Here is a 14,238-nt window from a genome sequence, read left to right on the forward strand (position 1 = left end):
GTGCCGTGGCAGACATCGCACGACGAACGGCAGTCCCCGGATGCCGCGACCCGCCGCAGCCGGCCGGCCGCCCGTTTCGCGGCCGTAGGCTGGCAGGATGAGCGCCGAACCATCCGAGAACACCGGGGGAGCAGGGGTCGGTGAACTCGCGGATGCCGCCGCATCGACCGGCGGGATCGCCCTGCCCACGGCATCCGGATCCGTCCCCGAAGGCGACCTCGCCCGCGAGCGCACGCTCGGCGGGGTCTACGCGTTCACGGCGTATCTCCTGTGGGGATTCCTCCCGCTGTACTTCCTGCTGCTGTTGCCGACCGGGCCGTGGGAGCTCGTGGCGTGGCGCATTCTGCTGTCGCTCGTCTTCTGCGCACTGCTGCTCACCGTCACGCGCACGTGGGCGCGACTGGCTGCGATCTTCCGGCAACCGCGGGTGGTCTGGCTGACGGTCGCGGCGGGACTGCTGATCTATGTCAACTGGCAGGTGTTCATCCTCGGTGCGCTCACCGGGCATGTGATCGAGACGAGTCTCGGCTACTTCATCAACCCGATCGCGACGGTGCTGCTCGCGGTGCTGGTGCTGCGCGAGCGCCTGCGCCCGACCCAATGGGTCGCGCTCGGCATCGCCGCCGCGGCCGTGCTCGTCATCGTCGTGGGGTACAGGTCGTTCCCGTGGATCGCGCTGACGCTCGCGGCATCCTTCAGCGTCTACGGTCTCGTCAAGAAGCGTGTCGGCCCATCGGTGGATGCGGTGAGCGGCCTGACGCTCGAGACGCTGTGGCTCACGCCCATCGCCATCATCGTGCTCGCGATCGTCGGGGCGACCTCGGGACTCACGATGGGCGCCAACGGCTGGGAGCACACCGTGCTGCTGAGCCTCACCGGTGTCATCACCGCCGTGCCGCTGCTGCTGTTCGCCGCCGGCGCGCGCCGCGTGTCGCTGACCGTGGTCGGCCTGTTGCAATTCGTCGCGCCGATCCTGCAGTTCCTCATCGGCTGGCTGGTGCTCGGCGAGCCCATGCCGCTGGAGCGATGGGTCGGGTTCGGGCTGGTCTGGGTGGCACTGGTGGTGCTCACCGTCGACTCGCTCGTATACGCACGGCGCAGCCGCCGGATCGCGGCGTAGCGCGCAGCGCGTAGCGCGCAGCGCGCAGCGCGTCCGCGGAGCCGCCGGACCGGCCGGTGCCGGGCGGCGTAGCGCGCAGCGCGCAGCGCATCCGCGGAGCCGCCGGACCGGCCGGTGCCGGGCGGCGGCTCCGGTCGCGCTGAGGTGCGGGGCTTTCGCTGCCTGGGTGCGGAGGCTCTGTCGTCCGGGTGCGGGCTCCGCTGTCCGGATGCGGGGGCGGTGCTGTCCGGGTGCGGGTGCGGGTGCGGGTGCGGGGGCGGTGGCGGGGGCGGTTTCCCGGGGATACACCGTAATCGCGCCGAGACACCGTGCTGCGGATGGTGTCTCGACGCGGATGTGGTGTATTGCCGCGGGGCGTCAGGAGGGCGTCAGTGCACCCTGGCGATGGGTCCTCAGGACGTCGGGCGCGGGCCGGTTTCCAGGTGCGGAGGCGGTTTCCGTGTGCGGGGTGACCCGGCCAGACGCCCGAGCACCGCGGAGGGGGATACACCACATTCGCGCCGAGACACCGTGCTGCGGATGGTGTCTCGGCGCGAATGTGGTGTCTCGGTGCGGATGGGGTGTATGGCGCAGAGCGTCAGCGCACCCTGGCGATCGGTCCTCAGGGCGCCGGGGTGCGGGGCCATGAGGCGCGGGGCCCCGAGGCGCGGGCCCGGGGCCCCGAGGCGCGGGCGCGGGCGCTGGGCGCTGGGCGCGGACGCTGGTCGCGCGGACGCTGCGGAGGCAGGGGCGCGGGGCCCCCGAGGCACCAGGTCTGTGTCGCGCTGAGCGGTCAGCGCACGAGGCGTGCGATGGCCTGCGTGGCTTCGGTGATCTTCGCGTCGGCCTCGGCGCCGCCCAGGCGGGCGGCATCCACCACGCAATGCCGCAGATGATCGTCGAGCAGTCCGACCGCAACGGCTTCGAGCGCCGACGTCAGCGCGCTGATCTGAGTGAGGATGTCGATGCAGTACTTCTCGTCCTCGACCATCTTGTGGATGCCGCGGGCCTGACCCTCGATGCGCTTGAGGCGGTTGAGGTACTTGTCTTTGTCGGTGATGTACCCGTGATGGCCGTGGTCGTGCGCCGTGGTGGCCGCAGGAGCGGGCGCGGACGCGTGCTCGCTCGCAGTCGTGATGTCGGAGCTCATTGCGGGCCTTTCATTGTGAACGGTATTCATTATGTGACGCTGCGGAAGCGGCGAAGCCGAAGGCTGTTGCCCACGACGAACACGCTCGACAGCGCCATGGCGGCGCCGGCGATCATGGGGTTGAGCAGTCCGAGTGCGGCGAGCGGGATCGCGGCGACGTTGTAGGCGAATGCCCAGAAGAGATTCACCTTGATGGTGCCGAGCGTCGACCGCGACAACCGGATGGCGTCGGCCGCGCTGCGCAGATCACCGCCGACCAGGGTGATGTCCGAGGCCTCGATCGCGGCATCCGTCCCCGTTCCCATCGCCAGGCCCAGATCGGCCTGCGCGAGAGCGGCGGCATCGTTCACGCCGTCGCCGACCATCGCGACGACGCGCCCCTCGGACTGCAGCGCCTTTATCGCGGCGACTTTGTCTTGGGGGAGCACCTCGGCTGTGACCTGCGTGATCCCGACCTCGTCGGCGATGGTGCGCGCGACGGCGGCGTTGTCGCCGGTGAGCAGCACCGGAGCGAGCCCGAGCGCACGCAGCTGCGTGATCGCCGCGCGGCTCGTGGGCTTGACCTGGTCGGCGACGACGAGCAGCCCCCGCACCTCGCCATCCCACGCGACCAGAACCGCCGTGCGCCCGGATGCCTCGGCCGCCGTCTTCGCGTCGGCGAGTTCAATCGGCAGCGTCAGCGCCCAATCGTCGAGCAGCTCCTCGCGCCCGACCAGCACCGCACGTCCGTCGACCACGCCCGATACTCCCTTGCCCGGAATGCTCTGGAAGGACTCGACGCCGGGCAGCTCGCCTGTCTCGGCCACCGCGGCGCGCGCGATCGCCTGCGCGATGGGGTGCTCGGAGGCGTGCTCCAGGGCTCCGGCGAGACGGAGGATGCCGGCGCGCGCGGCCCCTTCCGGCCCTGCGGACCCTGCGGCCCCTCCGCCCCCGCCGGCCACGACGTCCACAAGAGCCACGACGTCCACCAGAGCCATCCGGCCGGTCGTCACCGTGCCCGTCTTGTCGAGCACGACGGTGTCGACGGTGCGCGTCGACTCGAGCACCTCGGGCCCCTTGATGAGGATGCCGAGCTGCGCGCCGCGTCCGGTTCCCACGAGCAGGGCGGTGGGAGTCGCCAGGCCCAAGGCGCACGGGCACGCGATGATGAGGACGGCCACGGCGGCGGTGAACGCCATCGACGCGGAGGCGCCGGTCAGCAGCCAGCCGCCGAGCGTCGCGAGCGAGATCAGAAGGACGATCGGCACGAAGACGCTCGAGATGCGATCGGCGAGGCGCTGCACTTTCGCCTTGCCCGACTGGGCGTCTTCGACGAGCCGCGCCATCTGCGCCAGCTGCGTGTCGTCGCCCACGCGCGTCGCTCGCACCACGAGGCGTCCTCCGGCGTTCACGGTCGCGCCCACGACCGCGTCGCCCGGAGCGACCTCGACGGGAACCGATTCCCCGGTCACCATCGAGGCATCCACGGCGGATGTTCCCGAGACGACGACGCCGTCGGTCGCGATCTTCTCGCCCGGGCGCACGACGAACTGCTCTCCGGCCCGCAGATCGCCGATCGGCACCCGGCTCTCCATGAGCGCGCCGGCCGCGTCGCCGGCACTCGCTCGGAGCACCGCGACGTCCTTCGCGCCGATCTGCAGCAGTGCACGCAGCGCGGCTCCGGCACGGCGCTTGGAGCGCACCTCGAAGTAGCGCCCGGCGAGCACGAACGTGGTGACCCCCGCGGCCACCTCGAAGTAGATGTCGCCCGCGCCGTCGCTCGGCGCGATCGTCCACTCGAACGCATGGGTCATGCCGGGCATGCCGGCGTGCCCGAAGAAGAGTGCGTACAGCGACCACAGGAACGCCGCCGAGACGCCCAGCGAGATGAGGGTGTCCATCGTCGCTGCGCCGTGGCGGAGATTGATCCACGCGGCACGGTGGAAAGGCCAGGCGCCCCATACGACGACGGGTGCTGCCAGGGCGAGCGAGGCCCACTGCCAGTACGTGAACTGCAGTGCCGGGATCATCGCGAGCAGGATCACGGGCGCCGACAGCACGGCGGATCCGATGACGCGCTGGCGCAGGCCGGTCAGCTCGTGGTCCGCCGCCTCGCGCTCGCGCTCGGGCTCGGCCGCGGGGGGTGCGGGAAGTGCGGCGGTGTAGCCGGTCTTGACGACCTCGTCGATGAGCGCCTGGGGATCGAGCCCGGCAGGCGCGCTCACGAGCGCCTTCTCGGTCGCGTAGTTGACGGATGCCTCGACCCCGTCGATCCTGTTCAGCCGCTTCTCGATGCGCGCGGCGCACGACGCACACGTCATTCCACCGATCTCGAGCTCGACACGGGCGACGGACGGTCGTGGGTCCGGGTGCCCGTCGGCCCCACGCGGCGCGGAGCCATGGGGGGCGTGGGAGCGTGGCGCACTCATCAGACGCGCGTCGCCGCGTAGCCGGCCTCGTCGACCGCAGCGATGACGGCGTCGTCGGCGAGCTCGGCGGACGAGATCACCGTGAGCACGCCCGACGCCGCGCTCACTCGAACGTCTTCGACGCCGGCGAGCTTGGACACCTCGGCGCGCACGGATGCCTCGCAGTGCCCGCAGCTCATTCCCGTCACGTTGTACTCGGCCTGAGCCATGTCGATCGCCTTTCGTCCCATCCCGTTCAGGATACCCCTGAGGGGTACTGCGAAAACAGCATATACCCACGAGGGGTATACGGGGCCTTTGGGGTGCGACAGCGCCCTCGGAAGGGGTATCCCGACCCGTTACACATCGGTATCAAAGGATCGTGGAACTGTTCCCGGCGGCGGCGGTGGCAGCATGATCGCTAGTCCGATGTGCGATGACGTGCTCGACCCGGGTGAGACGTTCGAGCACTGGTGCGATCTCCCAGCCGGCCACGTCGGCGATCACCGATGCGGCGACTGCGGCGACGTCTGGAATCCATCGCCCGAGAACGGCGATCGCGACGAGTGGCCGGAATACTGGATCGAGCGACACGAGAAGTGGGACGGCACGTGCGCTGAGTGCCGAGAGATGCGCGACGAACTCCTCGCCACCATCGTGCAGCCATAGTCGATCACATGCTCATCGACGAATATCTCGCCTACCTCGCCGACGTTCGGCGGCTCAGTCACAACACGGTGCGGCTGCGCTCGACGTACATGACGAAGCTCGCCGTCGACTTCGATCTGCGCACAGTAACCACGGTGCAGCTGCGCACCTGGATTGCCCAGCCGGTGTGGTCGGCGCAAACCGTGAACGCGGTTACGGCGACCTTCCGCTCGTTCTATCGATGGGCGCTCGAGGCGGGTCACCTCGAGCATGATCCGGCGATGCCGCTGCGATCGCTGCCGGTGCCACCTCGCAAACCGAGGATCGCGTCACGTGCGCACGTCGATGCAGGGCTCGCCTCAAAGCGGCTCGAGGTGCGCGCCCTCACGATGCTCGGCGCCGAATGCGGGCTGCGGGTGCACGAGATCGCGAAGCTGCACCGTCGCGATCGCGCAGACGACTGGCTCACGATCATCGGCAAGGGCGGGCAGCAGAGGTCGGTTCATCTGTCGCCCGAACTCGGCACGGTACTCGACGAACTCGAGGCGAAGCACCCGGACTCCGACTGGTATTTCACATCGCGCACCGGTCGCCACGTCACGACCGAAACGCTGCGCGCATGGTCGAGGCGTGAACTCGGCACGAACCCGCACTCGCTACGCCACCTCGCGGGCACGACGGTCTACCGTGGCACCGGCAACAACCTGCGCGTCACTCAAGTCTTCCTCGGCCACAGGTACCCCGCAACGACCGCGATCTACGTGCACGTCGAGCGTGACGACCTAATTGCGGCGGGAGCAGCCTCGCGGCTTGCGGCTTAGGATCGGCAGCATGACTGACTGGCTGCCGATCACTCTCGTGTACCTAGGCGGAATTGCGATCTCGTTGCTGCTTGGGTACGTCGTGGTGCGGTTCGCCGTCTTCCATGCACTCAAGTCGCACACGAGGTGGCTCGAGGCGGGCGGGACCGCTGCCGATGACGAGCGCAAGCGCGCCGCCCCCGTGTACGAGCCACGGATGGGCGGCGCGCTCTAGCGGGTCGGGTTGGCGAGTGCCGTGCCGAGCGCGATCGATCCAAGCAGCGCCCCGCCGGTAGCGATCGCGTCGCCGTATTCGGGGAGCTGCACGCCGATCAGCGGGCCGGCGACGAGACCGGCGATGCCGAGCAGATAGAGGCTGCGGCGCACGACGAGGGGCAGGAACGCCGGCTCTGTCACGATCTCGCTTTCGAGCACGGTGAACCCGTCCTCTTCGAGTTCGCGCGCCTCAGCGCGGGTGAGGGGTGTTTCGGGCATGGTGGGGTCCTTTCTCAGAGGGCGATGATGAGGGTCACGATGAGCGCGGCGATCGCGGCGAGTGACGACACGATGGCGGGCCATTGCGGGGTGCGGGCCATCATGGTGTCTTTGATCTCGCGCACGTCGCGCTCGACCGCTCGCACGCGCTCGTCAACGCGGGCGAGGACAACGTCGGTGGGCTCGGTCGGCGGCATGGGTCAGAATGAGCCGGCGTTCAGACGTTCCTGCACGCGACGGATCGTCGCGGAGTCGTTCGCGTCGAGGTATCCATCGGCCGGCGTGCCGAGGTAGACCTGGAGCGCGTGCACGGTGCGGAATCGACCGACGCGCCGGCCGATGTTGGACGCCAGGCCGAGGCCGTCGACGAGCAGCTCGCGGCCGTCCCAGTCGCGGGCGCCGGCGCCGTTGAGGCGCTCCTGCAGGCGGTGCACGAACGCGGACGGGGTATCGAGCTTGCCGTCTGCGGGCGTGCCCAGGTCGGCCTGCCAGGCGGCGATGGTGAACCCGCCGAGCCCGCCGTCGACGACCAGCTGCCCGACGCGTCCGGCGAGCCACGCGACCGGGTCGGTGTGCCACCCGCCGACCCAGATCTCGAAGTGCAGGTTCTTGCCCGTCGCGTTGCCGCTGGCGCCCATGAGACCGAGCTTGGCGCCCTCGCCGATCCAGCTGCCCTTGCGGACGGCCGGCGCGACGGCCAGGTGCATGTACTTCGACGCGATGCCGTTGCCGTGGTCGATGATCACGGTGTAGCCGGCGGCATCGTTCAGCCAGCCGGCGAACGTGACCAGGCCGGCGGCGATCGCGTAGACGCTGTCGAAGTTGACGAAGTCGCAGCCGTCGTGATGGTTGGTCAGGCCGCCGGTGCGGGGGCCGTACTTGCTGCTGACGGTCGGGGCGGTGGTGGTGCCGTTGGGGTAGAGCATGAGGGGTGGTCCTTTCGGTGTGTCAGGGTGTGGGGATCTTGAGCAGCATGTAATCGACGGCGTATTCGGCATTCGCGCCCACAGCGAGGGCTGCGTAGCCGGCGGCCGAGTTGAGTGCGGTCGTCGTGGCGATGACGAGATCGTTTTTCACCCACTCGATCTGTGTGCCTCGGACGCGGTAGCCGATCACGTCGCCCGGTTCCCAGGTGCCGGTCGCAGCGCCGGAGATCGCGCCGGCCGCGCTGAGCGCGATGCGACTGTCGGTGCCGCCGGAGAGGGCGGATCGGCGGGCGAGCAGCGAGAGCAACCCAACCGAGATCGAGGTGACCTTCACATAGAGGGAGTAGTCGGGCTGCGGCATCGCCGGGCCGATAACGGATGCCGTTCCGCCGGCGCCGACGCGGCTGAGCATGCCGCCGGTGATGTTCCATGCCGCACCGATCGACGCGGCGAACGCGAGCGAGGCGGCGCCGCCGAGCGCGTTGTTCAGGGTGCGCCCGCTCGCGAGGCCGTCCGGCGGCGAGAAGTCGTCGGACGCGTAGAGCGTTTCGAGGGTGACGCCGGGGCCGGCGCCGCCGGCGCGGGGAATGACCAGTCCGAGTCCGGACATTTAGAACCATCCAATCTGTGTCATGCGGTCGTAGACGATCCGCGCTTGCACGTCTTTTGCCGCGTCGTTCAGGTGCAGCACGTCGCCGGCAGCGCGGAGCGAGGTGGGAATCGTGTCGTTGCCGATGTCGGTGAGATCCTGCGTTGTGGGTGTGATGCCGGCCATCGCGAGGCCGTCGGCGATCAACTTCCGGCGCACGTCCACGAACCGGAATCCGTATTCACGCTTCAGCGCAGCGTTGAGCGCGACGACCGCGGTATGGGTGCCTGACCCCGCGATCTCGTTGGTCGCGTTCATCACCCCGACGACGAGGAACTTCCGCCGTCCGCCCGTCTGCCACTGCACCATCGAGTGCGTGTCCTCGAGCACCCGATCGAGATCCGCGACGTTGTTACGGCCGAGCTGGATGACCTGGTTGTAACCGGCGTAAGTGTCGCGTGCTGCCGTGATGAGAGGTTCGCGGTAGGGCACCGGAACCGCGGCGCCGGCCGTCGCGCGCGTGAACCGGTAGCGCCCGTCACCCTCCACCCACACGAACGTCCCCTCGACGCCGGCGAGGCGGCTCGGGTTGACGCTCTTGGTGCCCTGCTTCATCAGCGTGGTGGTGGGCGTGAAGCCGGTTGCGCCGCCGTTGTAGTACGGGGTGACGAACACGGCGCCGGATGCCGGGATCTCGCCGCCGTCGACGGCGAGCCATATCGGGTTTGCGCTGGTGCGGCCGGCGATGTCGTAGGACCGTTCGCCGCCGATCGCGTTGTCGATCCACACCTCGCCGGTGAGGGTCGCCATACGGGTCGCGAGGCCGAGCGACATCGAGTCGCCCGATTGCATCCAGGCCGGCCCTGTCTCATCGATCGGGGACCCGCCGCCGCCCTCGTTCTCGGGGTAGACCGTCCCGTCGATGCGCACGCCCGACTCGACGGTCAGCGCACCCGTTGCGGGGTCGCGGAACATCACCGCGAACGCCCATCCGGTGCCGTCCAGATCGATCACCTCTGCACCGGAGATCAATCCCGCGGCGACGTCGGGCGCGAGCGCGGCGCGGCGCACGCTGCCGTCTTGCAGGGTGACCTTGGAGTAGATGCCGCGCGTCTCGTCGGCGCGGATGAACGGCTCGCCGTTCTCGAATCGCACGGTGTAGACGTCTTCGGGATTCACCTCGAACTCGGGCACGTTCTTGGCATCCAGCTCGCCGTCGACGGCAGCCGCGGCCGCGGCCGCGACCGTGGGGTCGGAAGCGAGTTCGGTCGTGACTCGGGCATGCACGGCATCCGGGATCGCGCGTGCGGACTTGTTCAGTACCTCGCTGAATCCGGCGCCCTCGTCGGCGAGGTCGTCTTCGCCGTAGATCCAGAACCCGTCTTCGTCGTAATGTCCCGTTGCCATTTAGGCCACCTCTCTCATGCGTACGCTCATTTCGTCGGCCGGCCAGTTCCACTGCACCGCGCTGCATTTGCCGGCGAGGCTGCCGCGCGGGCTGATGAACACGGCGCCGTCGCCGGGTGTCAAGGCGTAGTCGGATACCGCGAGCAGCTCGAGCGAGCGGGCGCGGCCGACGATCTGCTGCCGGATGTTCTCGGCCAGCGCGTCCGGGTCGCTCGGGGCGCCCCACTCCGCGGGATAGGTGCGGGTGTAGATCTTGACCGGCTCGCCCGGTGTGGTCGCGAACCCGCGTGTGGTGACGCCTGCGCGGGTGAACACGACCTGCACGGCGGTGTACCAGCCGTCGTCGCGGCTGCGCTTCTCCACGGCGTTCACGACCGAACGTGAGGCGCCCGCCGAGCGCAGCGTGCGCGTGTAGGGGGTGCCTCGTGAGTAGTTGGCGTGGAAGTGGCCGTCCTCGTCGCAGTACATCAGGTAGTTGCGGGATCGGGCCATCTGCTGCAGCACCTCCCACGCGGTCTGTCCGGGCTGCCAGATGCGGGTATCGCCGAGCACGAACGACGGCAGCACGGGTGCCTCGCCGGCCACGGTCGTGAGGGTGAACCCGCTGCGGGCCAGCACCCACTCGAGACAGTCCCTGATCGTCGCGCCGGGGATGGTGTACTCGGCTGCGGTCCAGGCATCGTCGAACAGTCGCGCCTCGCCGCTCGCGAGCGACAGCGCCACGGTGCCGGCTTTGCGGTCCACGGTCTGGTCGCGCAGCATCAGCCGGAAGTCGCGGTCCTGTGACCGCATCGGGTGCCCCGGCTCGGCGTAGTCGTGATAGACCGCGAGGGTGACGTCGGTGAGCGTGCCGCCGGCGAACTCGGCCGTGACATCGCCGAGCGTCTTGCCCCGGTACTTACGGGTGAGGTCGCCGAGCCGGTCGACGCGGCCGAGCAGCTTGCGCACGGTGAGGGTTGCCCAGATGTCGTCGGCGAGCGGGTCGACATCGGCGATCGCGCCGTCGCCGAGCGCGCACGAGAGAGTGGCCTGGATGAACGGTACCCACTCAAGGTCCATCGTCAGCTGCTGCGTGTTCACCTCGAGCTGCACCGGCGGGTCGAGATCCAGAGTGATCTTCGTGCGGTGCTCGCTGAGCACGGCCATCACGACACCTCCGTGATCGGGACGATGCACAGCCAGCGCCGGCGCGTTTCAGGGTCGAGGCGCACGCGAATCCGGCCGGTGACGACGTATCGAAGATTCAGCAGCTCGCGGGTGTCGTCCGAGATCGTGAACTCGGCCGGAAGCTTGTGGGCGCGGTGGCAGTCACGAGCGCCGATCTCGTCGGCGAACAGCAGCTCGAGCGTGAGCACATCGGCGCCCGCGGGGCGCAACGTGTAGACGTCGTCGCCGTCGAGGATCGAGTGCGCGACCGTGCGGGATTCGGCCTCGGCGCTGTAGCTGCTGACCAGGGCCTTGAGTGGGGTGAGCGTCGGCCCGCCGTCGTAGGTGATCGTCGTGGTGCTCACTCGAACGGCCTTCCCTCGCGCTGGCCCTGCGCGTTGACCTTCACGTAGATCGTGCGACCGTTGAGGTTGTCGATTGCGCGCGTAATGCCCGTCGTGTCGGCCAGTACTCGGGCTGTCGTGACGACTTCCCTGGGGACCGTGTTGACGTCGCCCTTGAATCGGTCGAGATCCTGGTGCGCCTGGTTTGTCTCGGCGTCGATGACGATCTGCTGACCTTTCGGTAGCGTGATGAGTTTGTTGCCGAGGGAGTCGACCTGTACCTCGGCTTCCCCCGCGTCATCGATCATTTGGCGCAGGTAGCGGTCGGTGATCGACTGCGCGTTGCGGGCCTTATCCGCGTTCTCGTCTGTCACAGCGCCGATCTCGGCCCAGCGATCGCGGACGCCGAGCAACGCCTGGCCGTAGGTGGATGCTTCGGACCCGTTCCAGGCGGCGCTGCGCTTGTCGGCGGCATCTTCCATAAGGGCGTTGATCCGGCCGTGCACCTGCTCCTGCGCCGCGAGGTCGCCGGCATTGGCCGCGATCACCACACTCTCGTCGAGGGCGAGCGTCTTGGCGTCTTCGCGTACCCGTTTCCACTCGTCGGCTCGATCGGTGTTGTACATCACGTCGACGCTTTCGGCGATCAGCTGCGCGGTGTCCAGGTAGGCGCGCCCATCCTCCGCTGCGGCTTGGTACATGCCGCCGATCCGCTCGCGGAGCTTCTGGGCTTCCTCCTGCTGCTTCTGTAGCTCGGCGGTGATGAGGCCGAGGCCGGCGGCTCCGGCCGCGGTCGCGGCAAGGCCGGCGATGCCGCCGAGGGCGCCGGCGCCGGCGAGGCCGCCGAGGGTGTCTTGCGCGATCTGGGGCAGGTCGGCCAGATCGCCGCGGAACGAGCTGAACGTCTCGCCGAGGTTCTGCCGCAGCTCGCCGGATACTTCTGAGCCGGCGTCGCCGAGCTTGCGGAACCCGCGGCTGCCGACGTCGCCGACGTCAGCGGTTTGTTTCGAGGTGTCCTTCGCCGCGTCGGACACGTCTTTGAAGCTGCGCTCGAGCCGGCCGAGCGACCGGTCGCCTTCGCGGGCGACGTCGTCGAGACTGTCGGCGACGCCGTCGAGGCCGCGTTCGACATTCTCCGTGCCGCGCTCGAGCTTGGACGTGTTCGAGAGAAAGTCGATCTGGATAGGCATCAGCCGACCACCTCGACGTTCTCGACGTTGCCGAGATCTTCGACCACCTGAGCGACCCACAGCGCGACCAGGCGTCTGCCGGTCACGCTGGCCGCGTCGAACGCGACCATGCCGTGGTGCGTGCGACCGGGAAACTGGCGGTTGATCGTGAGCGGGCGGGTGTAGACGCGGCCCTTGCGGGATCTCTGGCGCACCTGGATGCGCTGGGTGCGCGCGCCGAACTCATCGCCGGCGTACTGTTCGGCGGGCACCAGGCCGCCGCGCAGGGGCCGGCTCGAGGTTGCCGCGCGCAGCCTGACACCGCGATCCGTCAGGGACGCGCCGACACCGCCCGCGATCACGCGCTGAGCCCGCCGGCTGCGCGCACGCGACGCGACCTCGCGCTGCCACAGGGGCTTGATCTGGGCGCGCGCTCGCTTGTTGATGTTCAGGCGAATGTCGCGGCGGGCCAGTCGCAGCGCGTAGATCGTCGCTTGGATCTCGCGCGATTGCGTGACGTCGATCACGGGCGGTGTTCTCCGGGTCAGGGGATTTCGGGTGCGGTGACGTACGAGCCGGTGAGCGTGATCTGCACCTCGGGGATCTGCGCGGCGCGGGCGAGGTTGAGCGGCGGGCGCACCAGCACCGTGTTGACGGTCACGCTGAACTCGTCGTCGTAGTGCGGGAACACCTCGAGCACCGCGGCCTGGCCGGGGTTGTCGTGGCAGAGCCGGTACAGCGAGTCGGCGTTCGCGGTGTCTTGGGCGACGGTGAGCTGCACCTGCACGTCGCCGTCGTCGGTGAGCGTGTTGTCGTCGCCGCCCTGCCATGTGACGGGGTTGGGGTTGATGGCGATCGCGGACGTGTGGCCCTGGTACTCGTCGGCGCCGATCTTGAGCTTCCAGCGCTTGGTGCGCTTGGCGGTGTTGGCGGGAACAGTCATGTCATTCCTCCGTAGGGGTGAGGGCGCCGGTAGCGCTGATGGTGATCTGGTAGGCGGGTTTCTGGTCGTCGTACTCGTCGCGGACGGCGTTGCCGTCCCAGACGTGGTCGGGCAGGCCGGCGGCTTCGAGGATGCGGATCATCTGCTCGAGCGCGGCTTCGAGGTCGTCTTCCACGTTGCGCAGCTCGTCGCCGCGGGCGGCGTCGACGACGACCCACAGCAACAGCCCCACCTCGAGCGGGATGCTGTTCTCGTCTGCCGAGAACCGGGATGCCGCGACGGTGCGCTGTTCGATGACGATCGCGACGGGCTTGCCGGCATCGTCGAACGTGCGCAGCCGTGTCGGCCAGTCGTAGATCTCCCACGTCGCCGGCGGCGTCTGCGCCTCGATCAGCTGCTTCAGTTCGCTGCGTGCGCTCATGCTCAGCCGATCAGTGACCGCACGCGGCTGTGGTCATGCTCGGGGTCGTCGTCGTCGACGTCGGGCACGATGAGCATCGCCATGATCTTCCGATCGAACGGGTACAGGCGCACGCTGTTCTCGCCGCCCATCTCGTCGTTGCTGTTGGCGGATGCGGCCTGCTTGTTCGCGAGGGCCTGGTAGACCACTCCGACCGCGAACGATGTCGACGGCGGCGGGGTGGTGGTGATCGCGAGGCCGCGCTTGCTCAGGCATTCCTCGCGTGCGACGTCGAGGCCGAGCTGCGTCACGGTGATGTTCAGCTGCGACTTGGCCGTGTCGGGGGTGAGCCATGCGAGATCGGGCATTGCGGCATCTTCCGCTCGAGGGTGGGCGCCGGGTCGGGGCGAGCTGGGGACTCAGAGCCCCGACCCGGCTGGGGGGTCAGTCGACGTCGACCTGGCGCTTCTGGATCGCGCGGTCGTCCTGGATCAGCTGGCCGCCGTAGGCGAAGAAGCCGAGGTCGATCGCGCCGTGCGCGATGTCGACGGCCTCGAGGCGGATCTGCGGGGACTGCCGCACGATCGCGGCGCGGCGGTCGTAGCCGACCAGCTCGCCGGAGTCGAGGCCGAAGTCGACGTCGACCTTGAGCTTGCTGGTGACCTGAGCGGTGCCGTCGCTGAGGTCGACGAAACCGATCGAGTTGGCGAGCCATGCCGGCAGCTGCGCGACGGT

General features: G+C 69.0%; 20 protein-coding genes. 4 read left to right on the plus strand and 16 right to left on the minus strand.

What is annotated here, in order from left to right; translation table 11 throughout:
- The first annotated feature begins 97 nt into the window (after positions 1 to 97).
- Positions 98 to 1,120: an EamA family transporter RarD gene (rarD, locus tag KEC57_RS18105; protein ID WP_229386102.1), complete on the plus strand. Its 1,023-nt coding sequence runs from the start codon at positions 98 to 100 to the stop codon at positions 1,118 to 1,120.
- A 772-nt stretch (positions 1,121 to 1,892) separates the two neighbouring features.
- Here rarD and KEC57_RS18110 read toward each other — a convergent pair.
- The 3 genes from KEC57_RS18110 to KEC57_RS18120 form a co-directional block, all read right to left on the minus strand.
- Positions 1,893 to 2,249 carry a metal-sensitive transcriptional regulator gene (locus KEC57_RS18110; RefSeq protein WP_229386103.1) on the minus strand — a complete coding sequence of 119 codons (357 nt, stop codon included), beginning with the start codon at positions 2,247 to 2,249 and terminating at the stop codon, positions 1,893 to 1,895.
- A gap of 29 nt (positions 2,250 to 2,278) precedes the next feature.
- Positions 2,279 to 4,549 carry a heavy metal translocating P-type ATPase gene (locus KEC57_RS18115; protein ID WP_229386104.1) on the minus strand — a complete coding sequence of 757 codons (2,271 nt, stop codon included), beginning with the start codon at positions 4,547 to 4,549 and terminating at the stop codon, positions 2,279 to 2,281.
- A 107-nt stretch (positions 4,550 to 4,656) separates the two neighbouring features.
- On the minus strand, positions 4,657 to 4,866 hold the full coding sequence (locus KEC57_RS18120) for a heavy-metal-associated domain-containing protein (RefSeq protein ID WP_229386121.1): 210 nt from the start codon (positions 4,864 to 4,866) through the stop codon (positions 4,657 to 4,659).
- Between the two features lie 184 nt (positions 4,867 to 5,050).
- Between KEC57_RS18120 and KEC57_RS18125 the strand changes: the two genes are divergently transcribed.
- Genes KEC57_RS18125 through KEC57_RS18135 form a run of 3 tightly spaced genes read left to right on the plus strand, consistent with a single transcriptional unit; the run spans position 5,051 to position 6,319 of the window.
- Positions 5,051 to 5,305, plus strand: a complete 255-nt coding sequence (locus KEC57_RS18125) for a hypothetical protein (RefSeq protein WP_229386105.1) — start codon at positions 5,051 to 5,053, stop codon at positions 5,303 to 5,305.
- A gap of 8 nt (positions 5,306 to 5,313) precedes the next feature.
- Positions 5,314 to 6,105, plus strand: coding sequence for a tyrosine-type recombinase/integrase (locus KEC57_RS18130; protein ID WP_229386106.1), 792 nt, complete (start codon positions 5,314 to 5,316; stop codon positions 6,103 to 6,105).
- A 10-nt stretch (positions 6,106 to 6,115) separates the two neighbouring features.
- The gene (locus KEC57_RS18135) at positions 6,116 to 6,319 is read left to right on the plus strand and encodes a hypothetical protein (protein ID WP_229386107.1); all 204 of its coding nucleotides are present in this window, start codon (positions 6,116 to 6,118) and stop codon (positions 6,317 to 6,319) included.
- Here KEC57_RS18135 and KEC57_RS18140 read toward each other — a convergent pair.
- The 13 genes from KEC57_RS18140 to KEC57_RS18200 form a co-directional block, all read right to left on the minus strand.
- Positions 6,316 to 6,579, minus strand: coding sequence for a hypothetical protein (locus tag KEC57_RS18140; RefSeq protein ID WP_229386108.1), 264 nt, complete (start codon positions 6,577 to 6,579; stop codon positions 6,316 to 6,318). The genes KEC57_RS18135 and KEC57_RS18140 overlap by 4 nt on opposite strands.
- Positions 6,580 to 6,593: 14 nt before the next feature.
- Positions 6,594 to 6,776: a hypothetical protein gene (locus tag KEC57_RS18145; protein WP_229386109.1), complete on the minus strand. Its 183-nt coding sequence runs from the start codon at positions 6,774 to 6,776 to the stop codon at positions 6,594 to 6,596.
- A gap of 3 nt (positions 6,777 to 6,779) precedes the next feature.
- Positions 6,780 to 7,505: a M23 family metallopeptidase gene (locus KEC57_RS18150; protein WP_229386110.1), complete on the minus strand. Its 726-nt coding sequence runs from the start codon at positions 7,503 to 7,505 to the stop codon at positions 6,780 to 6,782.
- A 22-nt stretch (positions 7,506 to 7,527) separates the two neighbouring features.
- Positions 7,528 to 8,115: a hypothetical protein gene (locus KEC57_RS18155; RefSeq protein ID WP_229386111.1), complete on the minus strand. Its 588-nt coding sequence runs from the start codon at positions 8,113 to 8,115 to the stop codon at positions 7,528 to 7,530.
- Positions 8,116 to 9,501 (minus strand): hypothetical protein, encoded by a 1,386-nt coding sequence (locus tag KEC57_RS18160; RefSeq protein ID WP_229386112.1) that lies wholly within the window; start codon positions 9,499 to 9,501, stop codon positions 8,116 to 8,118. It abuts the gene before it with no gap.
- Entirely contained in the window at positions 9,502 to 10,647 is a 1,146-nt protein-coding gene (locus KEC57_RS18165; RefSeq protein ID WP_229386113.1) for a hypothetical protein, read from the minus strand.
- Positions 10,647 to 11,012, minus strand: a complete 366-nt coding sequence (locus KEC57_RS18170) for a hypothetical protein (protein WP_229386114.1) — start codon at positions 11,010 to 11,012, stop codon at positions 10,647 to 10,649. The genes KEC57_RS18165 and KEC57_RS18170 overlap by 1 nt, the downstream gene beginning before the upstream one ends.
- Positions 11,009 to 12,241 carry a hypothetical protein gene (locus KEC57_RS18175; protein ID WP_229386115.1) on the minus strand — a complete coding sequence of 411 codons (1,233 nt, stop codon included), beginning with the start codon at positions 12,239 to 12,241 and terminating at the stop codon, positions 11,009 to 11,011. Before KEC57_RS18175 ends, KEC57_RS18170 begins: the two co-directional genes overlap by 4 nt.
- Complete coding sequence (locus tag KEC57_RS18180) at positions 12,181 to 12,687, minus strand: hypothetical protein (protein ID WP_229386116.1); 507 nt, start codon at positions 12,685 to 12,687, stop codon at positions 12,181 to 12,183. Before KEC57_RS18180 ends, KEC57_RS18175 begins: the two co-directional genes overlap by 61 nt.
- Positions 12,688 to 12,704: 17 nt before the next feature.
- A complete protein-coding gene (locus KEC57_RS18185) occupies positions 12,705 to 13,103 on the minus strand; it encodes a hypothetical protein (RefSeq protein ID WP_229386117.1) in 399 nt (132 codons plus the stop codon).
- Position 13,104: 1 nt separating this feature from the next.
- Entirely contained in the window at positions 13,105 to 13,524 is a 420-nt protein-coding gene (locus KEC57_RS18190) for a hypothetical protein (protein ID WP_229386118.1), read from the minus strand.
- Between the two features lie 2 nt (positions 13,525 to 13,526).
- Entirely contained in the window at positions 13,527 to 13,871 is a 345-nt protein-coding gene (locus KEC57_RS18195; RefSeq protein ID WP_229386119.1) for a hypothetical protein, read from the minus strand.
- A gap of 76 nt (positions 13,872 to 13,947) precedes the next feature.
- On the minus strand, positions 13,948 to 14,238 hold a 291-nt coding region (locus KEC57_RS18200), incomplete at its 5' end, for a hypothetical protein (RefSeq protein WP_229384392.1).

The organism is Microbacterium allomyrinae (assembly GCF_020682705.1).
In the GTDB taxonomy this organism is placed as follows: Bacteria; Actinomycetota; Actinomycetes; order Actinomycetales; family Microbacteriaceae; genus Microbacterium; species Microbacterium allomyrinae.

Coding starts and splice junctions, on each gene's coding strand:
- rarD (WP_229386102.1), top strand. CDS start 98: ATGAGCGCCGAACCATCCGAGAACACCGGGGGAGCAGGGGTCGGTGAA.
- KEC57_RS18110 (WP_229386103.1), bottom strand. CDS start 2,249: ATGAGCTCCGACATCACGACTGCGAGCGAGCACGCGTCCGCGCCCGCT.
- KEC57_RS18115 (WP_229386104.1), bottom strand. CDS start 4,549: ATGACGTGTGCGTCGTGCGCCGCGCGCATCGAGAAGCGGCTGAACAGG.
- KEC57_RS18120 (WP_229386121.1), bottom strand. CDS start 4,866: ATGGCTCAGGCCGAGTACAACGTGACGGGAATGAGCTGCGGGCACTGC.
- KEC57_RS18125 (WP_229386105.1), top strand. CDS start 5,051: ATGATCGCTAGTCCGATGTGCGATGACGTGCTCGACCCGGGTGAGACG.
- KEC57_RS18130 (WP_229386106.1), top strand. CDS start 5,314: ATGCTCATCGACGAATATCTCGCCTACCTCGCCGACGTTCGGCGGCTC.
- KEC57_RS18135 (WP_229386107.1), top strand. CDS start 6,116: ATGACTGACTGGCTGCCGATCACTCTCGTGTACCTAGGCGGAATTGCG.
- KEC57_RS18140 (WP_229386108.1), bottom strand. CDS start 6,579: ATGCCCGAAACACCCCTCACCCGCGCTGAGGCGCGCGAACTCGAAGAG.
- KEC57_RS18145 (WP_229386109.1), bottom strand. CDS start 6,776: ATGCCGCCGACCGAGCCCACCGACGTTGTCCTCGCCCGCGTTGACGAG.
- KEC57_RS18150 (WP_229386110.1), bottom strand. CDS start 7,505: ATGCTCTACCCCAACGGCACCACCACCGCCCCGACCGTCAGCAGCAAG.
- KEC57_RS18155 (WP_229386111.1), bottom strand. CDS start 8,115: ATGTCCGGACTCGGACTGGTCATTCCCCGCGCCGGCGGCGCCGGCCCC.
- KEC57_RS18160 (WP_229386112.1), bottom strand. CDS start 9,501: ATGGCAACGGGACATTACGACGAAGACGGGTTCTGGATCTACGGCGAA.
- KEC57_RS18165 (WP_229386113.1), bottom strand. CDS start 10,647: ATGGCCGTGCTCAGCGAGCACCGCACGAAGATCACTCTGGATCTCGAC.
- KEC57_RS18185 (WP_229386117.1), bottom strand. CDS start 13,103: ATGACTGTTCCCGCCAACACCGCCAAGCGCACCAAGCGCTGGAAGCTC.
- KEC57_RS18190 (WP_229386118.1), bottom strand. CDS start 13,524: ATGAGCGCACGCAGCGAACTGAAGCAGCTGATCGAGGCGCAGACGCCG.
- KEC57_RS18195 (WP_229386119.1), bottom strand. CDS start 13,871: ATGCCCGATCTCGCATGGCTCACCCCCGACACGGCCAAGTCGCAGCTG.